The sequence below is a fragment of the Streptomyces sp. NPDC054770 genome (assembly GCF_053611985.1).
The window spans coordinates 121,149-137,623 of sequence record NZ_JBSHBL010000002.1 but is presented as its reverse complement, the minus strand read 5'-3'; the positions used below and the strand labels follow the sequence as shown (position 1 = coordinate 137,623).

At 72.5% G+C, this 16,475-nt stretch carries 20 protein-coding genes; 11 read left to right on the top strand and 9 right to left on the bottom strand.

Features of this window, described 5'->3' with window-relative positions; all coding sequences use genetic code 11:
* The first annotated feature begins 30 nt into the window (after positions 1–30).
* Positions 31–813 (top strand): phytanoyl-CoA dioxygenase family protein, encoded by a 783-nt coding sequence (locus ACWGKQ_RS03225; protein WP_453290137.1) that lies wholly within the window; start codon positions 31–33, stop codon positions 811–813.
* A 92-nt stretch (positions 814–905) separates the two neighbouring features.
* On the opposite strand, the gene ACWGKQ_RS03220 is transcribed toward ACWGKQ_RS03225, so the two are convergent.
* From ACWGKQ_RS03220 to ACWGKQ_RS03210, 3 genes are all read right to left on the bottom strand, one after another.
* A complete protein-coding gene (locus ACWGKQ_RS03220) occupies positions 906–1,874 on the bottom strand; it encodes an aldo/keto reductase (protein WP_453290136.1) in 969 nt (322 codons plus the stop codon).
* Between the two features lie 106 nt (positions 1,875–1,980).
* Entirely contained in the window at positions 1,981–2,514 is a 534-nt protein-coding gene (locus tag ACWGKQ_RS03215) for a flavoprotein (protein WP_453290135.1), read from the bottom strand.
* A gap of 20 nt (positions 2,515–2,534) precedes the next feature.
* Positions 2,535–2,993 carry a nuclear transport factor 2 family protein gene (locus ACWGKQ_RS03210; RefSeq protein WP_453290134.1) on the bottom strand — a complete coding sequence of 153 codons (459 nt, stop codon included), beginning with the start codon at positions 2,991–2,993 and terminating at the stop codon, positions 2,535–2,537.
* A gap of 83 nt (positions 2,994–3,076) precedes the next feature.
* Between ACWGKQ_RS03210 and ACWGKQ_RS03205 the strand changes: the two genes are divergently transcribed.
* Complete coding sequence (locus ACWGKQ_RS03205; protein ID WP_453290133.1) at positions 3,077–3,628, top strand: TetR/AcrR family transcriptional regulator; 552 nt, start codon at positions 3,077–3,079, stop codon at positions 3,626–3,628.
* 2 nt (positions 3,629–3,630) lie between these two features.
* Here ACWGKQ_RS03205 and ACWGKQ_RS03200 read toward each other — a convergent pair whose 3' ends face one another.
* Positions 3,631–4,308, bottom strand: a complete 678-nt coding sequence (locus ACWGKQ_RS03200; protein WP_453290132.1) for an FMN-dependent NADH-azoreductase — start codon at positions 4,306–4,308, stop codon at positions 3,631–3,633.
* A 69-nt stretch (positions 4,309–4,377) separates the two neighbouring features.
* Here ACWGKQ_RS03200 and ACWGKQ_RS03195 point away from each other — a divergent pair, with 69 nt between their 5' ends.
* A complete protein-coding gene (locus ACWGKQ_RS03195) occupies positions 4,378–5,292 on the top strand; it encodes a sigma-70 family RNA polymerase sigma factor (RefSeq protein WP_453290131.1) in 915 nt (304 codons plus the stop codon).
* On the opposite strand, the gene ACWGKQ_RS03190 is transcribed toward ACWGKQ_RS03195, so the two are convergent.
* Entirely contained in the window at positions 5,273–5,473 is a 201-nt protein-coding gene (locus ACWGKQ_RS03190) for a ferredoxin (RefSeq protein WP_453290130.1), read from the bottom strand. The genes ACWGKQ_RS03195 and ACWGKQ_RS03190 overlap by 20 nt on opposite strands.
* Positions 5,474–5,485: 12 nt before the next feature.
* Positions 5,486–6,736: a cytochrome P450 gene (locus ACWGKQ_RS03185; protein WP_453290129.1), complete on the bottom strand. Its 1,251-nt coding sequence runs from the start codon at positions 6,734–6,736 to the stop codon at positions 5,486–5,488.
* Between the two features lie 18 nt (positions 6,737–6,754).
* Here ACWGKQ_RS03185 and ACWGKQ_RS03180 point away from each other — a divergent pair, with 18 nt between their 5' ends.
* The 3 genes from ACWGKQ_RS03180 (at position 6,755) to ACWGKQ_RS03170 (ending at position 8,226) form a co-directional block, all read left to right on the top strand.
* Positions 6,755–7,033 (top strand): hypothetical protein, encoded by a 279-nt coding sequence (locus ACWGKQ_RS03180; protein WP_453290128.1) that lies wholly within the window; start codon positions 6,755–6,757, stop codon positions 7,031–7,033.
* A complete protein-coding gene (locus ACWGKQ_RS03175) occupies positions 7,030–7,662 on the top strand; it encodes a LysE family transporter (RefSeq protein ID WP_453290127.1) in 633 nt (210 codons plus the stop codon). Before ACWGKQ_RS03180 ends, ACWGKQ_RS03175 begins: the two co-directional genes overlap by 4 nt.
* A gap of 123 nt (positions 7,663–7,785) precedes the next feature.
* Positions 7,786–8,226: a nitroreductase family deazaflavin-dependent oxidoreductase gene (locus ACWGKQ_RS03170; protein ID WP_453290126.1), complete on the top strand. Its 441-nt coding sequence runs from the start codon at positions 7,786–7,788 to the stop codon at positions 8,224–8,226.
* A gap of 105 nt (positions 8,227–8,331) precedes the next feature.
* On the opposite strand, the gene ACWGKQ_RS03165 is transcribed toward ACWGKQ_RS03170, so the two are convergent.
* Positions 8,332–9,309, bottom strand: a complete 978-nt coding sequence (locus tag ACWGKQ_RS03165; RefSeq protein ID WP_453290125.1) for a cation diffusion facilitator family transporter — start codon at positions 9,307–9,309, stop codon at positions 8,332–8,334.
* Between the two features lie 124 nt (positions 9,310–9,433).
* On the opposite strand from ACWGKQ_RS03165, the gene ACWGKQ_RS03160 reads away from it, so the two are divergent.
* Together ACWGKQ_RS03160 and ACWGKQ_RS03155 are read left to right on the top strand one after the other, a co-directional pair.
* Positions 9,434–10,450 (top strand): glutathione S-transferase family protein, encoded by a 1,017-nt coding sequence (locus ACWGKQ_RS03160; RefSeq protein WP_453290124.1) that lies wholly within the window; start codon positions 9,434–9,436, stop codon positions 10,448–10,450.
* Between the two features lie 16 nt (positions 10,451–10,466).
* Positions 10,467–10,808: a DUF4235 domain-containing protein gene (locus ACWGKQ_RS03155; protein ID WP_453290123.1), complete on the top strand. Its 342-nt coding sequence runs from the start codon at positions 10,467–10,469 to the stop codon at positions 10,806–10,808.
* Here the strand turns inward: ACWGKQ_RS03155 and ACWGKQ_RS03150 are convergent.
* A complete protein-coding gene (locus ACWGKQ_RS03150) occupies positions 10,774–11,157 on the bottom strand; it encodes a VOC family protein (RefSeq protein ID WP_453290122.1) in 384 nt (127 codons plus the stop codon). The two genes, ACWGKQ_RS03155 and ACWGKQ_RS03150, sit on opposite strands and share 35 nt — an antisense overlap.
* An 83-nt stretch (positions 11,158–11,240) precedes the next feature.
* A complete protein-coding gene (locus ACWGKQ_RS03145) occupies positions 11,241–11,960 on the bottom strand; it encodes a helix-turn-helix domain-containing protein (RefSeq protein ID WP_453290121.1) in 720 nt (239 codons plus the stop codon).
* A gap of 129 nt (positions 11,961–12,089) precedes the next feature.
* On the opposite strand from ACWGKQ_RS03145, the gene ACWGKQ_RS03140 reads away from it, so the two are divergent.
* The 3 genes from ACWGKQ_RS03140 (at position 12,090) to ACWGKQ_RS03130 (ending at position 16,438) form a co-directional block, all read left to right on the top strand.
* A complete protein-coding gene (locus tag ACWGKQ_RS03140; RefSeq protein WP_453290120.1) occupies positions 12,090–13,583 on the top strand; it encodes an APC family permease in 1,494 nt (497 codons plus the stop codon).
* A gap of 11 nt (positions 13,584–13,594) precedes the next feature.
* On the top strand, positions 13,595–15,229 hold the full coding sequence (locus ACWGKQ_RS03135) for an amidohydrolase (RefSeq protein WP_453290119.1): 1,635 nt from the start codon (positions 13,595–13,597) through the stop codon (positions 15,227–15,229).
* Between the two features lie 177 nt (positions 15,230–15,406).
* The gene (locus ACWGKQ_RS03130) at positions 15,407–16,438 is read left to right on the top strand and encodes a 7-epi-alpha-eudesmol synthase (protein WP_453290118.1); all 1,032 of its coding nucleotides are present in this window, start codon (positions 15,407–15,409) and stop codon (positions 16,436–16,438) included.
* The last annotated feature ends 37 nt before the right edge of the window (positions 16,439–16,475 follow it).

Sequence of the window (16,475 nt, the reverse complement as noted above, 5' to 3'; positions counted from 1 at the left end):
GTCCAGGGCAGCGGACCGAGGAGTGCGGGCATGACGGCCACGGGCATCGACACCACCATCCTGCGGCAGTTCGAGGAGGACGGGTTCACCGTCGTACGGGGGTTGTTCGGGTACGACGAGATCGACCGGCTGTGCGCGGAGTTCGCGGCGCTGCACGCGGCGGGGCGGGTCGTGCCGGGGCACTTCGAGCCGAAGCCGACGGCGGATCCGCTGCACCGGTATCCCCGGGTGATGCAGCCCCATGAAATCAGCGCGCTCGCACGGCAGTTCCTGCTGGACGCGCGGCTGCGGGTCGTCCTGGAGGGCCTGTTCGGGGAGGAGGTGCTGGCCGCGCAGAGCATGTTCTACTTCAAGCCGCCGGGGGCCCGGGGGCAGGCGCTGCATCAGGACAACTTCTATCTGCGGGTGGAGCCGGGGACGTGCGTCGCCGCGTGGGTCGCCTGTGAACCGATCGACCGGGAGAACGGCGGGCTCGAGGTGGTGCCGGGGACGCACCGGATGGACCTGTTCTGTCCGGAGGAGTCGGATGCGGGGCTGTCGTTCGCGCGGGAGTACGTGGCACCGCCGGAGGGGCTCGCGGCGGTGCCGGTCGATATGGGGCCGGGGGATGTGCTGTTCTTCAACGGGAGTCTGGTGCACGGGTCACAGCCCAATCGCTCCGCCGGGCGGTGCCGACGGTCGTTCATCGGGCACTATGTGGGGCGGTCGGCGGAGCGGATCGGGGCGTACTACCGGACGTTGAGCATGGGTGGGGAGAGGGTTCCCTTGCTGGAGAGCGAGGGGGCTGGTCCGTGCGGGACTGAGCGGTTGTGATTCGGGTGCGGGTGAGTGGGGGCTAGTCGCGCCCACGCGGCGGAGCCGCAAATTCGACACAGCCCCGCGCCCCTGAAAAACAGGGGCGCGTCTCAGTGGCCGGAGATGGGATGGGGGCCGTAGGGCTGCTCCAGCTCTTCCAGTTCCTTGTCGCTGAGCTTCAGTTCGACGGCCGCCACCGCATCTTCGATGTGGTTCTGCTTCGATGCTCCGATGATCGGGGCCGTCACCGCGTTCTGGTGGAGGAGCCAGGACAGGGCCACCTGGGCACGCGGGACGCCCCGGTCGTCGGCGATGCGGGTGACCGCCTCGACGATCGCGCGGTCGCCCTCCTGGTAGAGGCGGTTGCCGAAGTTGTCCGTGGAGCTGCGCTCGGTGACCGTGCCCCAGTCGCGGGTGAGGCGGCCCCGGGCCAGCGGGCTCCACGGCAGCACGCCGACGCCCTGGTCGGCGCAGAGCGGCAGCATCTCGCGCTCCTCCTCGCGGTAGAGGAGGTTGTAGTGGTTCTGCATGGAGACGAACTTGGTCCAGCCGTTCCGCTCGGCCGTGTACTGGGCCTTGGAGAACTCCCAGGCGTACATCGAACTCGCCCCGATGTAGCGGGCCTTGCCCGCCTTGACGACGTCGTGCAGCGCCTCCATCGTCTCCTCGACCGGCGTGGCGTGATCGTAGCGGTGGATCTGGTAGAGGTCGACGTAGTCGGTGCCGAGGCGGCTCAGGCTGTGGTCGATCTCCGTGAGGATCGCCTTGCGGGACAGCCCGCCGCCGTTGGGGCCGGGGCGCATCCGGCCGTGCACCTTGGTGGCGAGGACGATCTCGTCGCGCTGGGCGAAGTCGCGCAGCGCCTTGCCGACGATCTCCTCGCTGGTGCCGTCGGAGTAGACGTTGGCGGTGTCGAAGAAGTTGATGCCGGCCTCCAGCGCCTGCCGGATCAGCGGGCGGGACGCCTCCTCGTCGAGGGTCCACTCGTGGGTGCCGCGGTCGGGCAGGCCGTAGGTCATGCAGCCGAGGCAGATCCGGGACACGTCCAGGCCGGTACGGCCGAGCTTCACGTACTCCATCGTTGTCTCCCACCGTCGAGATCACGTCGTACAGAGGCGAGCGTACGTCGGCGGGCCGTCCGGTCTCCTGTCGTGGCGGCGGTTATCGGACGCCGGCAGGGTGTCGTCAGTGCCGGTCCAGCAGGTCCAGCGCGCGTTCCCAGGCGAACTCGGGGCGCCCGCCGCCCGTTTCGGCCTCGCCCGCGTAGGGGTCGCCGAAGCGGACGCCGAGCGCGCCCAGCCGGGCCAGGCTCTCCTGGTAGGCGGGGTGGGCGGCCAGCGCGCCGGCGACGCAGGGCAGGACGGCGATCGGGACGCCGAGCCCCAGGGACTCGCACAGGGTGCCGACGGCGAGGGTGTCGGCCAGCCCGGCCGCCCACTTGTTGACGGTGTTGAAGGTGGCGGGGGCGACGACGACGGCGTCCGGCGCGGGGAAGGGGCGCGGATCGGAGGGGCGGCGCCAGGCCGACCGGATCGGACGGCCGGTGCGCGCCTCCGCCTCCGCGGTGTCGAAGAAGCCGTTCATGGCCACGGGCGTGGCGATGACCCCGACCTCCCAGCCGCGTTCCTGGGCCGCGGTGATGAGTCTGCCGACGCCCGCGGCGATGCCGGCGGCGCAGACGACCAGGTAGAGGAAGGGCTTGCGGGGCTCGTCGGTCATCCGGGAACCCTATGCGGGTGCTACCGGAGCGGGAAGGACAGGCCCCGCTCGGACTCCGGGCGCGGACCGTGGATCCGGCGCTCGGACTCCTCGATCCGGACGTCGTTGATGCTGGCCTCGCGCCGGGTCATGAGTCCGTGCCCGTCGAACTCCCAGAGCTCGTTGCCGTACGACCGCCACCAGCGGCCGTCCGCGTCGTGGCACTCGTACTGGAAGCGGACCGCGATGCGGTTGCCGTCGAAGGCCCAGAGGTCCTTGCGGAGCGCGTAGTCGAGTTCCCGGGCCCACTTGGCGGTGAGGAACTCGACGATCGCGGCGCGGCCGGTGACGAAGGTGCCGCGGTTGCGCCAGACCGAGTCCTCGGAGTAGGCGAGCGCCACCCGTTCGGGATCGCGGGTGTTCCAGGCGTCCTCGGCGGCCTGGACCTTCTGGACGGCGGTCCCCCGGGTGAAGGGCGGCAGGGGCGGACGGTCGGCCATGTTTCCTCCTCAGGTGGAGAACGAGCGTTCTCCCGGTCGCTGATAACCTATGAGAACGCACGTTCTCTCGTCAAGGAGTGGTCATGGACAGCGCGGTCGCCCGCGAGCAGGCCCTGGACGCCGCCGAGCGGCTGTTCTACGGGCGCGGGGTGCAGTCCGTCGGCATGGACGACATACGGGGCGCCTCCGGTGTCTCCCTCAAGCGGCTCTACCAGCTCTTCCCCGCGAAGGAGCAGCTGGTGGAGGCCTATCTGGAGCGGCGGGACGTGCGCTGGCGGCAGCGGCTCGCCGAGCACGTCCGGCAACAGGAGGACCCTCGGGAGCGGCTGCCCGCGGTCTTCGACTGGCTGGAGGGGTGGTTCGGCGAGCCGGACTTCCGGGGGTGTGCCTGGATCAACGCGTACGGCGAGCTGGGCGCCACCTCCCCGCGGGTGGTGGCCCAGGTGCGGGGCCACAAGCGGGCGTTCCGGGACTACCTCGCCCAGCTGGTGGCCGACGCCGGACTGGACGCCGCGCTCACCGGGCCGCTGTTCCTGCTCGCCGAGGGGGCGATGGTCACCGCGGGCGTCACCGGGAGCACGGAACCCGCGGCCGAGGCCCGCGCGGCGGCCCGGGTGCTGCTGCGCGCCGGGTGAGGTCAGCCGACGACGGCGAGCCGGGAGAGCGTGGCGCGAGCCCCGGCGAGGGAGGCGGCGGCCGCTTCCTCCCGGCCGGCCAGGTGGGGCAGCACGTCGACGCGGGTCAGCTCGGCGGCCACCGGGTGGAGGTGCTCGGGCCGGACGCCGAGCCGGCTCGTCCAGGCCTTCAGGTACGGGGTCTGGAAGTCCAGGGCCGTCCGGCCGGTGTCCGGGCCGTATGCGCCGCCGCGCGCCAGCACGGCCACCACCCGGGTGCCGGACAGCAGGCTCTCCCCCGTGTCCGGGTGGGCGAAGGCGCCCGGGAAGGTCACCCGGTCGATCCAGGCCTTGAGGGCCGCGGGCACCGCGAAGTTGTACATGGGGACGCCGAGCAGCACCGTGTCCGCGGCGGCCAGCTCGGCGATCAGGGGCAGCGTCAGTTCCCACTCGCGGGCCTCGGCCGGGCTCCCGATCAGCGCGGGCACCTTGGCTGGCGGCACGAAGCCCTCCCGCTCCACCCGGCGGCCCAGGGTGGTGTAGGCGCCGGTGAGCGGGGGCACCGGGGTGGTGGCCAGGTCGCGGTGGCGGTACTCCCCCGCCGGGTGCCGGGCACACCAGGCCCGGGCGAAGTCCTGGGTGAGGCGCCTGGTCACGGAGTCGGCGGTCGCGTCGGCGCTGGAGTCGATGTGCAGCAGCATGGGGTGGTCACCTCGGTCGGGTCGGATACGTCGACGGGGTGACGGAGCACGCGGCGGAAAGGTGACCCCATGGACCGGCACGACCAGCTGGCGGCGGAGTTCGAGGCGCGGCGCGGGCGGCTGCGGGCGATCGCGTACCGCATGCTGGGCTCGGCCGGGGACGCCGAGGACGCGGTCCAGGAGGCCTGGCTGCGGCTGAGCCGAGCGGGTGGCGCCGACATCGGCAACCTCACCGCCTGGCTGACGACGGTCGTCTCCCGTATCTGCCTGGACCTGCTGCGCGCCCGCGCCGCCCACCGCGAGGAGCCGTACGGCGAGGACCTCCCGGAGCGCGCGGCCGGCGGCGGGCCCGAGGAGGAGGCCGTGCTGGCCGAGTCGGTGGGGCTCGCCCTGCTGGTGGTGCTGGAGACGCTGAGCCCGGCCGAGCGGGTGGCGTTCGTGCTGCACGATTTGTTCGGGGTGCCGTTCGAGCGGATCGCGGCGATCACCGACCGTTCGCTGCCGGCCGCGAAGAAGCTCGCCAGCCGGGCCCGGCACAAGGTGCGGGGCACGCCCGCGCTGCCGGCCGCCGAGCAGGACCGGCACCGCGGGGTCGTCGAGGCGTTCCTGGCCGCCGCCCGGGGCGGTGACCTGGGCGCGCTGCTCGGCCTGCTGGCCCCGGACGTGGTCCGGCACGCGGACCCCGCGGCCCTGCCGCCGGGAGCGGCGGCGGAGCTGCGGGGCGCACGGGCGGTCGCGGAGGGCACGGTGCTGCTGCGCGAGCGCGCCCGGTTCGCCGTACCGGCCCTGGTCGACGGCCGGGTCGGCCTCGTCGTCGCCCCGCGGGGACGGCTGCGGTTCGTCCTGCGGGTCACCGTCGAGGGCGACCGGGTGGCTGCCTACGAGGTGGTCGCCGACCCGGTGCGGCTGCGCGGGCTGGAGCTTGCGGCACTGGATGTGCCGGCCGCCCCTGGCCCGACGGCCGCTAGCCCGTCGGTTCCTTGACGGTGATGGCGTGCACGGGGCAGGCCCGGGCCGCCTCGCGGACCAGCGGGTCGCCGCCGCCGTCCTCCTTGCCGGGGAGCAGGGTGCTGAAGCCGTCGTCGTCCTGGGTGAAGACGTTCGGGGCGGTCAGCGCGCACTGCCCGGCGCCGATGCAGACGTCCTGGTCGATCTCGATGTGCATGGCAGGAGCCTCTTACCAGGTCACGGGGAGTTCCAGCATCCCCTGGATCGTGTCGCCGGGTTTGAAGGGAATCTCCTCCGGCGGTGCGGCGAGCCGCAGGTCCGGGAGCCGCTCCCACAGGGTGCGCAGGGCGATCTCCAGCTCGGTGCGGGCCAGGTTCTGGCCCAGGCACTGGTGGATGCCGAAGCCGAAGGCCACGTGGTGGCGGGCCGGGCGGTGCCAGTCGAGGGTGTCGGGGTCGTCGTACACGGACTCGTCGCGGTTGATGACCGAGGTCGCGAAGAGCACCCCGTCGCCCTTGCGGATGGTGGTGCCGGCCACCTCGATGTCCTCCAGGGCGACCCGCAGCAGGCCGTCGGCGATCGACAGCATCCGCATCAGTTCCTCGACGGCGGCCGGCACCAGCGTGGGGTCGGCGCGCAGTTCGGCGAGCCGCTCGGGCTGCTGGAGCAGGGTGAAGGTGCCGAGCGAGATCATGTTGGCGGTGGTCTCGTGCCCGGCGACCAGCAGGATGAGGGCGAGCGAGACGACCTCGTCGCGGTCCAGGGCGCCGTCCCGCAGCCGCTGGTGGACGAGGTCGTCGAGGACTCCGTCGCCGGGTACCTCGTCCCGGCTCTTGCGGTCGGCCAGGTCGCCCAGATAGGCCTCCAGCCGGTCGCGCGCGTCCAGCGAGTCGGCGGGCCCAGGACCGCGCAGCAGCCGCCGGGACTGCGCCTCGAAGAACTCGTGGTCGGCGTACGGCACACCGAGCAGGTCGCAGATGACCATGGACGGCACGGGCAGCGCGAAGGCGCTCACCAGGTCGGCCGGCGGTCCCGCATCGATCATCCTGTCGAGCAGGTCGTCGACGATCCGCTGGATGGCCGGCCGCATCCCGGTCGCCCGTTTGAGGGTGAAGTCCGGGATCAGCATCCGGCGCTGGACCTGGTGCTCGGGGTCGTCGAGGCCGAGCAGGGCGGTCAGGCGGCGCTCCCGGGCCACCGCGAACCGGGCGTTCGGGATCGGGAAGTCCTCCCGCCGGCGGTCGCTGGAGAGCCGGGGGTCGGCGAGCAGCGCCCGGGCCGCGCCGTGGCCGGTGACCGCCCAGGCGGTACGGCCGTCGTAGAGACGGATGCGGGACAGCTGGCTCCCGTCCCGCAGCGGGTCGTAGCCGGTGGGCGGGTGGTAGGGGCAGGTGCGGTCCTGCGGCCAGGCCACTGGGTCGGCCTGGTGGGCCGGGTGGGCCGGGGCGGTGGTTTCCGTCACGTCCGTCAGTTCGTTCATGGAAGACCTCGCAGACGAATGTCGTACGTCGTGCCGATCTTCATTAGATGCCCGGGGCACCTATGGGACGACCGCAAGTTCAGCCAGATCGGTGAATCGGGTGATCTGGCCGAACCGCGCGCGGTCGGGGGACGATTCCGCGCCGAAATCTGCTTGCCGGTGCGGCGACGCAGGCCCCAGGATCTGCGCATGAACACTCCTGACGCCGTTGTGCCGCTGACCACCGCGACCGTCCGTCGGGTGCGGGTCCAGCAGCAGCCGGGGCGTCCCCGGAGGCCCGAGCCCGCACGCGCGTGACGGCCGCGCTCGTCGCCGGCCTGCTTGCCGGGTACGGGATCGCCGTCCCGGTCGGTGCGGTCGGCACATATCTAGTGTCGCTCACGGCTCGCACGTCACTGCGGACCGGCGCCTGCGCCGCGCTCGGTGTCGCGAGCGCCGACGGCCTGTACGCCCTGCTCGCCACGGTCGGCGGGGCCGCGCTGGCGGCGGCGCTGCTGCCGGTGCTCGGGCCGCTGCGACTGGTCTCGGCGCTGGTGCTGGTGGCGCTCGCCGTGCGCGGGGCGGCGGCCGCGCTGCGCCAGTACCGGGAGCGGCGGCTCACGACCCGGGCCGAGCGGCCGGTACCCGGCCCCGGGCGGGCGTATCTCGGCCTTCTCGGGATCACCCTGCTCAACCCGACGACGGTGATCTACTTCGCGGCCCTGGTGGTCGGCACGCGTTCCGCCGATCCGGTACGGCCGCTGGAGCAGGGCGTCTTCGTCCTCGCGGCCTTCGCCGCGTCCGCGAGCTGGCAGTTGCTGCTGGCGGGCGGTGGCGCGCTCCTCGGCCGGAGCCTGACCGGCCACCGGGGCCGCCTGGTCACGGCGCTGCTGTCGAGCTGCGTGATGCTGGGGCTGGCGGCCCGGATGGCGCTGTCGCCCGGCTGACCGCCCGCGCGCCCGCGGGCGAGATCCCGTCAGGGCACCGGTGTCGTGTGGATGATCCGGGGCACTCCCGGTGTTGAATCATGCCGTCAGTCATGGAAGCGACGAGACGAGGGGACGGATCTCATGCCTCTTGAGGGCGAGTACGAGCCCAGCCCGACCGCCTGGGTGCGCGAGCAGGTCGAGCTGTACGAGAGCTCGGGCGGGAAGGAGGGCACGACCCTGATGGACACCGGGATGCCCGTCATCCTGCTCACCACGCTCGGGGTGAAGAGCGGGAAGATCCGCAAGACACCGCTGATGCGCGTGGAGCACGACGGGAAGTACGCGGTGGTCGCCTCCCAGGGCGGTGCGCCCAAGCATCCGGTCTGGTACTTCAACCTCAAGTCACACCCGCTGGTCGAGCTCCAGGACGGGCCGGTCAAGCAGGACATGACCGCCCGGGAGATCACCGGCGCGGAGAAGGCCGAGTGGTGGGAGCGGGCCGTCGCGGCGTATCCGCCGTACGCCGACTACCAGAAGAAGACCAGCCGGGAGATCCCCGTATTCGTGCTCGAAGCGCAGTAGGGGGAACTGACGGTTCCGGGAATTCTTTCCGGCCGGGGACCGTCGGAATTTAGAAAAATCTGTTTCCGGGAGGCATGAACCGGCTTCCCGCCGGGCAGCCGAATATCAGGCCCCGCCGCGTTCCCCCGTCGCGGCGGGGCTTTCCTGTGCCTCCCGCGCGGAGCGGTCGGTCACGTCCAGGAAGACCTGGCCGGCCTCGTGGAACGACTCGGCGAGCGCCTCCTTGATGCCCACCAGGACCTCCTCGACCTCCTCGCTGTCGATGCCCGGCACCAGGTCGACCCGGGCCGCGACCAGGGTCGAGTCGAGGCCCAGTTGCATCGTGAAGAGCGCTTCGACGCTGTCGATCTCGGGCTCCGCCTCCAGTTGCTCCCGGATCCTGCCGCTGAGCTCCGGATCCGCGGCCTCGCCGATCAGCCGGCCGCGGGCGTCGGCGCCCAGCCGGTAGGCGACGTACACCAGCAGGACGCCGATCGCCAGTGAGGCCGACGCCTCCCAGGCGACCTGGCCGGTGACCATGTGCAGGGCCATGCCGACGATCGCGAGGCAGACACCGAGCACCGCGGTACCGTCCTCGGCGACCACCGTGCGCAGCGCCGGATCCCGCAGCCCCCGGTCCTCCCGGCGCGCCTGGTGCAGCGCCCGGACCAGGGAGGCGCCCTCGGCGAGCAGGGCGACGCCCAGCACGATCAGGCCGGTCACATAGCCGCTGAGCTTCTCGTCCGCGCCGGTGCGCAGCGCCTCGATCCCCTGGAAGAAGGAGAAGCAGCCGCCCATGACGAAGATCCCGACGGCCGCGAGCAGCGACCAGAAGAAGCGCTCCTTGCCGTAGCCGAAGGGGTGCCGGACGTCGGGCGGGCGGCGGCTGCGGCGCAGGGCGGCCAGCAGGAACACCTCGTTCAGGCTGTCGGCGACGGAGTGCGCGGCCTCCGACAGCAGCGCGGGCGAGCCGGCGACGACCCCGCCGACGGCCTTGGCGGCCGCGATCACCAGATTGGCGGCAAGCGCCACGAACACCGTCACGCGTGTCCTGCGGTCGGCCTCCGGCCGGTCCGCATGCTTGTGCGACGTCGTCCTGCTCATCACCGCCGACTGCCCCGGCAGGGACTGATCACTCCGTGCGGGAGGCGGAAACAGCCGAAACAGGGGGAACGCATTCCGGCAGGGCCCCGGTCGAACGCGGACGGCCCCCGGACAAGGAGGACGCATGAGCGGCGGCGACGGCAACAGCGCGCTGGGACACAAGGCATTCAGCCGGTCCCCCAGCCATTTCGCGGACCGGATCACCGCGGACGGGCGGGACGGCTGGCCGGTGGCGGCCGGCCGCTACCGGCTGGTGGTCAGCCGCGCCTGCCCGTGGGCGAGCCGGGCGGTGATCTCGCGGCGGCTGCTCGGCCTGGAGGGCGCCCTGTCGCTCGCCGTCACCGACCCGATCCAGGACGACCGCAGCTGGCGCTTCACCCTCGACCCCGGCGGCCGGGACCCGGTGCTCGGCATCCGGTACCTGAGCGAGGCCTACGACCGCCGGGAGGCCTACTACCCGGGCGGGGTGAGCGTGCCCGCGGTCGTGGACGTGCCGAGCGGCCAGCTGGTCACCAACGACTACCAGCAGATCACCCTGGACCTGGCCACCGAATGGACGGCACTGCACCGGGACGGGGCGCCGGACCTGTACCCGGCACGGCACCGGGACGAGATCGACACGGTCATGGCCGAGGTGTACGAGGACGTCAACAACGGGGTCTACCGGGCCGGGTTCGCGCACGACCAGCAGAAGTACGAGGAGGCGTGCGCGGGGGTGTTCCGGCGGCTGGAGCTGCTCGCCGAGCGGCTGGCCGGGCGGCGCTACCTGGTCGGGGACACCCTCACGGAGGCCGACATCCGGCTGTTCACCACGCTGGTGCGGTTCGACGCCGTCTACCACGGCCACTTCAAGTGCAACCGCTTCAAGCTCGCGGAGAACCCGGTGCTGTGGGCGTACGCCAGGGACCTCTACCAGACACCGGGATTCGGTGACACCGTCGACTTCGACCACATCAAGCGGCACTACTACCAGGTCCACACCGGGATCAACCCGACCCGCATCGTGCCCCTCGGCCCGGATCTCGCCGGGTGGCTGACGCCCCATCACCGGGAGGAGCTCGGTGGCCGGCCCTTCGGGGACGGGACGCCGCCCGGCCCGGTGCCGGCGGGCGAGGAGGTCGCGGTCGCGGGACGGCCCTGAGAACGCGGAGGCAGGCATGGCCAAGAGCAGGAAGAAACTGAGACTCCCGCTCGTCTACGCACCCCTCGGCTTCGTGCTGAGCTGGGCCGGCGGGGCGCTGGGCGCGCTGGCCTTCCGCCGGACCTGGAAGGCGCTGCGCGGCGAGGAGGACGCGCCGGACGCCCTGGACCGGGACCGCGGCTGGGGCGAGGTGCTGCTGGCCGCGGCGGTCCAGGGCGCGGTCTTCGCGGTGGTGCGCAGCGCCGTGGACCGCACCGGCGCGACGGCCATAGAGCGCTCCACCGGGGTGTGGCCGACGGCCCGCAAGGGCGGCCGGGACCGGGTCAGCCCGCCGCCGGCAGGGCCGGACGCAGCGTGAAGGGGTGTCCGGCCGGGTCGGAGTAGCCGCGCTCCTCGTACGGCATGGTCGGGTCCCGGGTCTCGGTGGGCAGCCCGCCGAGGCCGACCACCCGGCGCTCCGCCTCGTCCATGTCGTCGACGAGGAAGACGAGATGGGACTGGAGGGAGTTCTCGGGGCGCGGCCAGCTGGCCGGGGTCGAGACGCCGTCGCGCCGGAAGGCGATCCGGATGCCGTCGGCGCGGCGGACCTCCACCAGGCCGGTGGACGTGTCACCCGGCTCGCCGTCCAGCAACTCTCGGTAGAAATGGGCGAGTTTCTCGGGCTCGGCGCAGTCGAGCACCACGACGGCCGCGGTCACCAGTGCCATGCTTCCTCCTCGGGCGGGTCCTTGCGGTGCGTCTGTCCCCGATCACCGGATTCAGTCGGCCGCCCTCGGGTCCGGCGCGGCCGTCAGGCGCCCGCGGCCCCGCGGATCTGCGCGAGCCGGGCCTCGGCCGCCGTCAGCAGCAGGTCCAGGGCGGCCGGATAGGAGCTGCCCCGCATCGAGGCCACGAGATGGCGGGCGGTGGCCGCGATGTTCGGGTGGGTGGTGGCGGGCAGCCGGGCGTAGGTCGCCCGCCAGACGTCCGCCTCGGCCTCGCGGGCGGGCTTCGGCAGGGCGGTGGTGGCCGAGTCCAGGGCGCCGTAGGCGAGGGCCTGGTCGACGAAGGCGTGGTAGACGCGGACCGCCTCGGCGTCCGGGAAACCGGCGTTCCGCAGCACCCCGAGGATGGTCTCGACGGCCTGGATCTCGTACGTCCGCCCGGTCACCCGGTGGGCGCTGAGCACCGCCGCCCGGGGCTGGGCGAGGGCACCGGCGTGCATGCGCAGGCCGAGGTCGCGCAGGTCGGCGCGCCAGTCGCCGGTGGGCCGCCAGACGCGCAGGGTACGGCCGATCAGCTCGTCGGCGATGGCGAGCATCAGGTCGTCGGTGTGCCGGAAGTAGCGGTAGAGGGAGCTGGGGTCGGCGCCCAGGGCGCGGCCGAGGCGGCGCACGGACAGGGCGTCGGCGCCGTGCTCCTCGATCAGCCGCATCGCGGTCTCCACTATCAGCTCCTCGGAGAGGACCACGCCCTGTCTGGTGGGACGCCGGCGCTGCCGGGCGGCGGCCGGGACGACACGTTCGCTCAAGGGGCCTCCTCATGACGTGTCGGGCACCTTATGACAACACTGTTGACCTGTGAAGGGCACCGGCAGTTTCATGTCCCGTCACCGGGGCCGACCAGTCCGGCCCCCAGGTGCGAGCGGAGTGTGCCGGCCATGACCGACCAGCCCTACACAGCGGATCCCCCCGAGTTGCGCAGATCCCTCGGTGTCCTCGACGGCATCGCGGTCGCCGCGTCCAGTACGGCCGCCACCACCAGCATCGGCATCGGTCTCGGGGTGACGGCCGGGGTGGTCGGGCTGCATCTGCCGGCCGTCATGCTGCTGGCGTTCCTGCCGGTCCTCGGCATCGCGGGCGCCTACTCCCGGCTGAACCGGGTGGAGCCGAACGCGGGCAACGGCTACGTGTGGGTGGGCCGTTCGCTCAATCCCTGGCTCGGCTTCATGGTCGGCTGGGTGAACATCGTGGCGACGGTGGCCTTTCTCGCGTACACCACGGCGGTCACCGGCTCGGCCCTGCTCCAGCTGGCCGGTGAGGCCGGAGTGCACCGCGTCGGCGGGCTCGCCCTCGACCCCGGTTCCACGGCGCAGACCACGGCCGTGGGCATCGTCGTCCTGGTCGCCGTCACCCTCACCGCCGTGACCGGCATCCGCACCGCGGCCCGCCTGCAGACCGGGCTGCTCGTCTTCGAGTACGTGGTCCTGCTGGGCTTCTGCGGCTACGGCATCCTGATGGGACCGCACCCCTTCAGCCTGAGCTGGTTCGACCCGTTCGCGATCCCGTCGGCGACGGCGCTGGCACAGGGCCTGCTCCTTTCGGTGTTCTGCTACTGGGGTTTCGAGGCCGCGTTCAGCGTCAACGAGGAGGTCCGCGACCCCCGGGACGCCTCCCGGGCCGGACTGATCACGCTGGTGACCATGCTGGGGCTGTTCCTGCTGGGCTCGGTGGCGTTCCAGCGGGTGCTGTCCGAGAAGGAGCTGGCCGGGCACGGGGCCGAGGGGCTGGCGTTCTTCGGGGACCGGCTGGCCTCCCAGCCGTGGGCCGCGCTGCCGCTGGTGGCGCTGATGTTCTCGGCGGTGGCCTCGCTCCAGGCCGGGGTGATCCCGACGGCCCGGGGCATGTTCGCGATGAGCCGGGACCGTACCCTCGGGCCGGTGTGGTCCAGGGTCAGCGCCCGGTACGGAACCCCGGCGGCCGGCACGCTGCTGATCGGCGCGCTGGCCGCGGCGGTCGCGGCGCTCGCCCTGGTGATCCCGCGGCTCGCCGACATGATCATGGCGACGGTGAACGCCGTCGGGATCGTCGTCGCCGTCTCGTACGCCCTCACCGCGCTCGCCGCCGCCGCGCGCTTCCGCACCCTGCTCCGGGAGGACTTGCGGCAGGGCGTCCGGGCCGTGGTCCTGCCGGCGCTGAGCGCCCTCGCCCTGCTGGGCCTCGGCGGCTACCTCGGCTGGTCCTTCTACACCTCCGCCGACCACTTCGAGGTCAGCGCGGACAACGGCTGGTTCCTGCTGGCCACCCCGCTGGCGATGATCGTGTCCGGGTTCGTCGCGGCCGGGTGGGCGAAGTACGTGCGCCGCTCGCCGTACTTCCGCACCGGCGAGGGCACCGACGCCGACGCGCCCCAACTGCTCACGACCTCCCACTAGGAACAGGAAACATGCACGCAGATCTGCTCTTCACCGGCGGCCCCGTCCTCACCCCCGAGGGTCCCGTGGCCGCTGCCGTCGCCGTCACCGGTGAGCGCATCACCGCCGTCGGCCCCGCCGGGGAGCTGCGGGAGCTGGCCGGGCCGCGCACCGAGGTGGTCGACCTCGCCGGGCGGCTGCTGCTGCCCGGGTTCCAGGACGCGCACGTTCATCCGGTCCCGGCGGGCCTCGAACTGACCCAGTGCGATCTGACCGGGCTGCGGACCGCCGAGGAGACGGTGGCCGCCGTACGCGCCTACGCCGAGGCGCATCCGGAGCGGGCGTGGATCCTGGGCGGCGGCTGGTCCATGGAGGCGTTCGCGGGCGGCACTCCGACGAAGGAGCTGCTGGACGCCGTCGTACCGGACCGGCCGGTGTACCTGCCCAACCGGGACCATCACGGGGCGTGGGTCAACAGCCGGGCGCTGGAGCTCGCCGGGATCGGAAGCGACACGCCGGACCCGGCCGACGGGCGGATCGAGCGGGACGCCTCCGGCGCCCCGAGCGGCACGCTCCAGGAGGGCGCGATGCAAGTCGTCGGCCGGCTCGCCCCGCCGGCCGGCCCGGCGGAGCGGCTCGCGGCGCTGCTGCACGCCCAGCGGCATCTGCACGCGCTCGGCATCACGGCCTGGCAGGACGCGCTGGTCGGGGAGTTCCTCGGCATGGACGACCCGTCGCAGGCGTATCTCACGGCGGCCCGGGACGGTTCGCTGACCGCGCGGGTGGTCGGCGCGCTGTGGTGGGACCGGGCGCGCGGGGCCGAGCAGATCCCCGAACTCGTCGAGAAGCGGGCCGCGTTGAGCCACGGCCGGTTCCGGGCCGGCACGGTCAAGCTGATGCTGGACGGGGTCGCCGAGAACGGCACGGCGGCGCTGCTCGACCCCTACCTGGACAAGTGCGGCTGCGCCACGGCCAACCGGGGCAAGAGCTTTGTCGACCCCGCTCGACTCCCCGAGTACGTGACGGAGTTGGACGCGCTCGGCTTCCAGTGCCACTTCCACGCGCTGGGCGACCGGGCGGTGCGGGACGCGCTGGACGCGGTCGAGGCGGCGCGGACGGCCAACGGGACGAGCGACACGCGGCCCCACCTGGCGCATCTCCAGGTCGTACACCCTGCCGACGTACCGCGTTTCGCGCGGCTCGGGGCCACCGCCAACATCCAGCCGCTGTGGGCCGCGCACGAGCCGCAGATGGACGAGCTGACGATCCCCTTCCTGGGCTCCGAACGGGCCGGATGGCAGTACCCGTTCGGGTCGCTGCTGCGCTCCGGGGCGCGGCTCGCGGGCGGCAGCGACTGGCCGGTGAGCAGCCCCGACCCGCTCCAGGGCATCCATGTCGCGGTGAACCGGGTCGAACCGGGCGGCGACACGCCGGTGTTCCTGCCCGGGGAACGGCTGGGGCTCGGCGCGGCGATCACGGCGTACACGGCCGGTTCGGCGTACGTGAACCACCTCGACGACACCGGGCGGGTGGCGGCCGGGGCGCTCGCGGATCTGGTGGTCCTGGACCGCGACCCGTTCGCCGGCCCCCCGGAGCGCATCGCGGACACACGCGTCGCGCACACATACGTCGGGGGCGCGCGAGTGTACTCAGCTCATGAGGCGTGAGCAGTAACACACATCACGGTCGGGTCACGCGTAGATCATTTACGCTCTGGGCAGCCTCGTAGCGCCCACGGCTCAACTTTCGAGCCACGAAGGCCAGTTCGAGTGCACGGGTGGCCGACAGGCCACCCGTTCGCAGGGACGGGGGGACTCTGCGCACTGTCTCCCGAAAGGAAACACATGCCTCAGGACGTCACCTTCGACCTGCCCTTCGAGACCCCCGTCAGTGAGCATCTGGAGTTCGCGCGCGCCCGCCATCTGCGCTGGATCTGGGACATGGACCTGGTGCGGAGCAAAGCCGGGTTCGAGGAGTACAAGTCGTGGGACCTGCCACAGGCGGCGGCCCGGACCTATCCGTACGCCTCGGCCGAGGACATGGTCGTCCTGATGAACTGGTTCTCGCTGGCCTTCCTGTTCGACGACCAGTTCGACGCGAACCGGCCGGACCGGGCCGACCGGATCGCCGACGTGGCCCGGGAGCTGATCGTGACCCCGCTGCGCCCGGCCGGTATCCGGCCCCGCGTGGCCTGCCCGATCACGCTGGCCTGGGCGGAGGTCTGGCAGCATCTCTCGGATGGCATGTCCCTGACGTGGCGGACCCGGTTCGCGGCCTCCTGGGGCCGGTTCCTGGTGGCGCACTGCGAGGAGGTCGACCTGGCGGCGCGCGGGCTGGCCGGAACGCTCGGCCTGGACGAGTACGCGGAGTTCCGGCGCCGTACCGTCGGCATCCACCACAGCATCGACGCGGGCGAGCGCAGCCGCGGCTTCGAGGTGCCGGCCCAGGTGCAGGCGCACCCGCTGATGGAGCGGATGCGTGATCTGGCCGCCGACACCATCGGGTTCATGAACGACATCCACTCCTTCGAACGCGAGCGGCGCCGGGGCGACGGCCACAACCTGATAGCCGTGCTGCACCGGGAGCGGGGCGGCTCCTGGGAGGACGCCATGAAGGAGGCGTACCGGATGACCACCGCCTGCCTCGACGAGTACGTCGAGCTGGAGGCGCAGGTGCCCCAAATGTGTGACGAGCTGCAACTCGACGAGAGGCAGCGGGACAGCGTGCGGATGGGCGTGGAGGCCATCCAGCACTGGATCAACGGCAACTACGTGTGGGCGCTGACCTCGGGCCGGTACGCGGCGGCCAAGGAGGGTCCGGCGGTCGCGGCCGAACGGGCCGGGCAGGGCTCGGTGGACGACCTGCTCGCGGTGTGAGACGGGAACGGTGTGGGGCCCCGGTACGGCGCGTCAA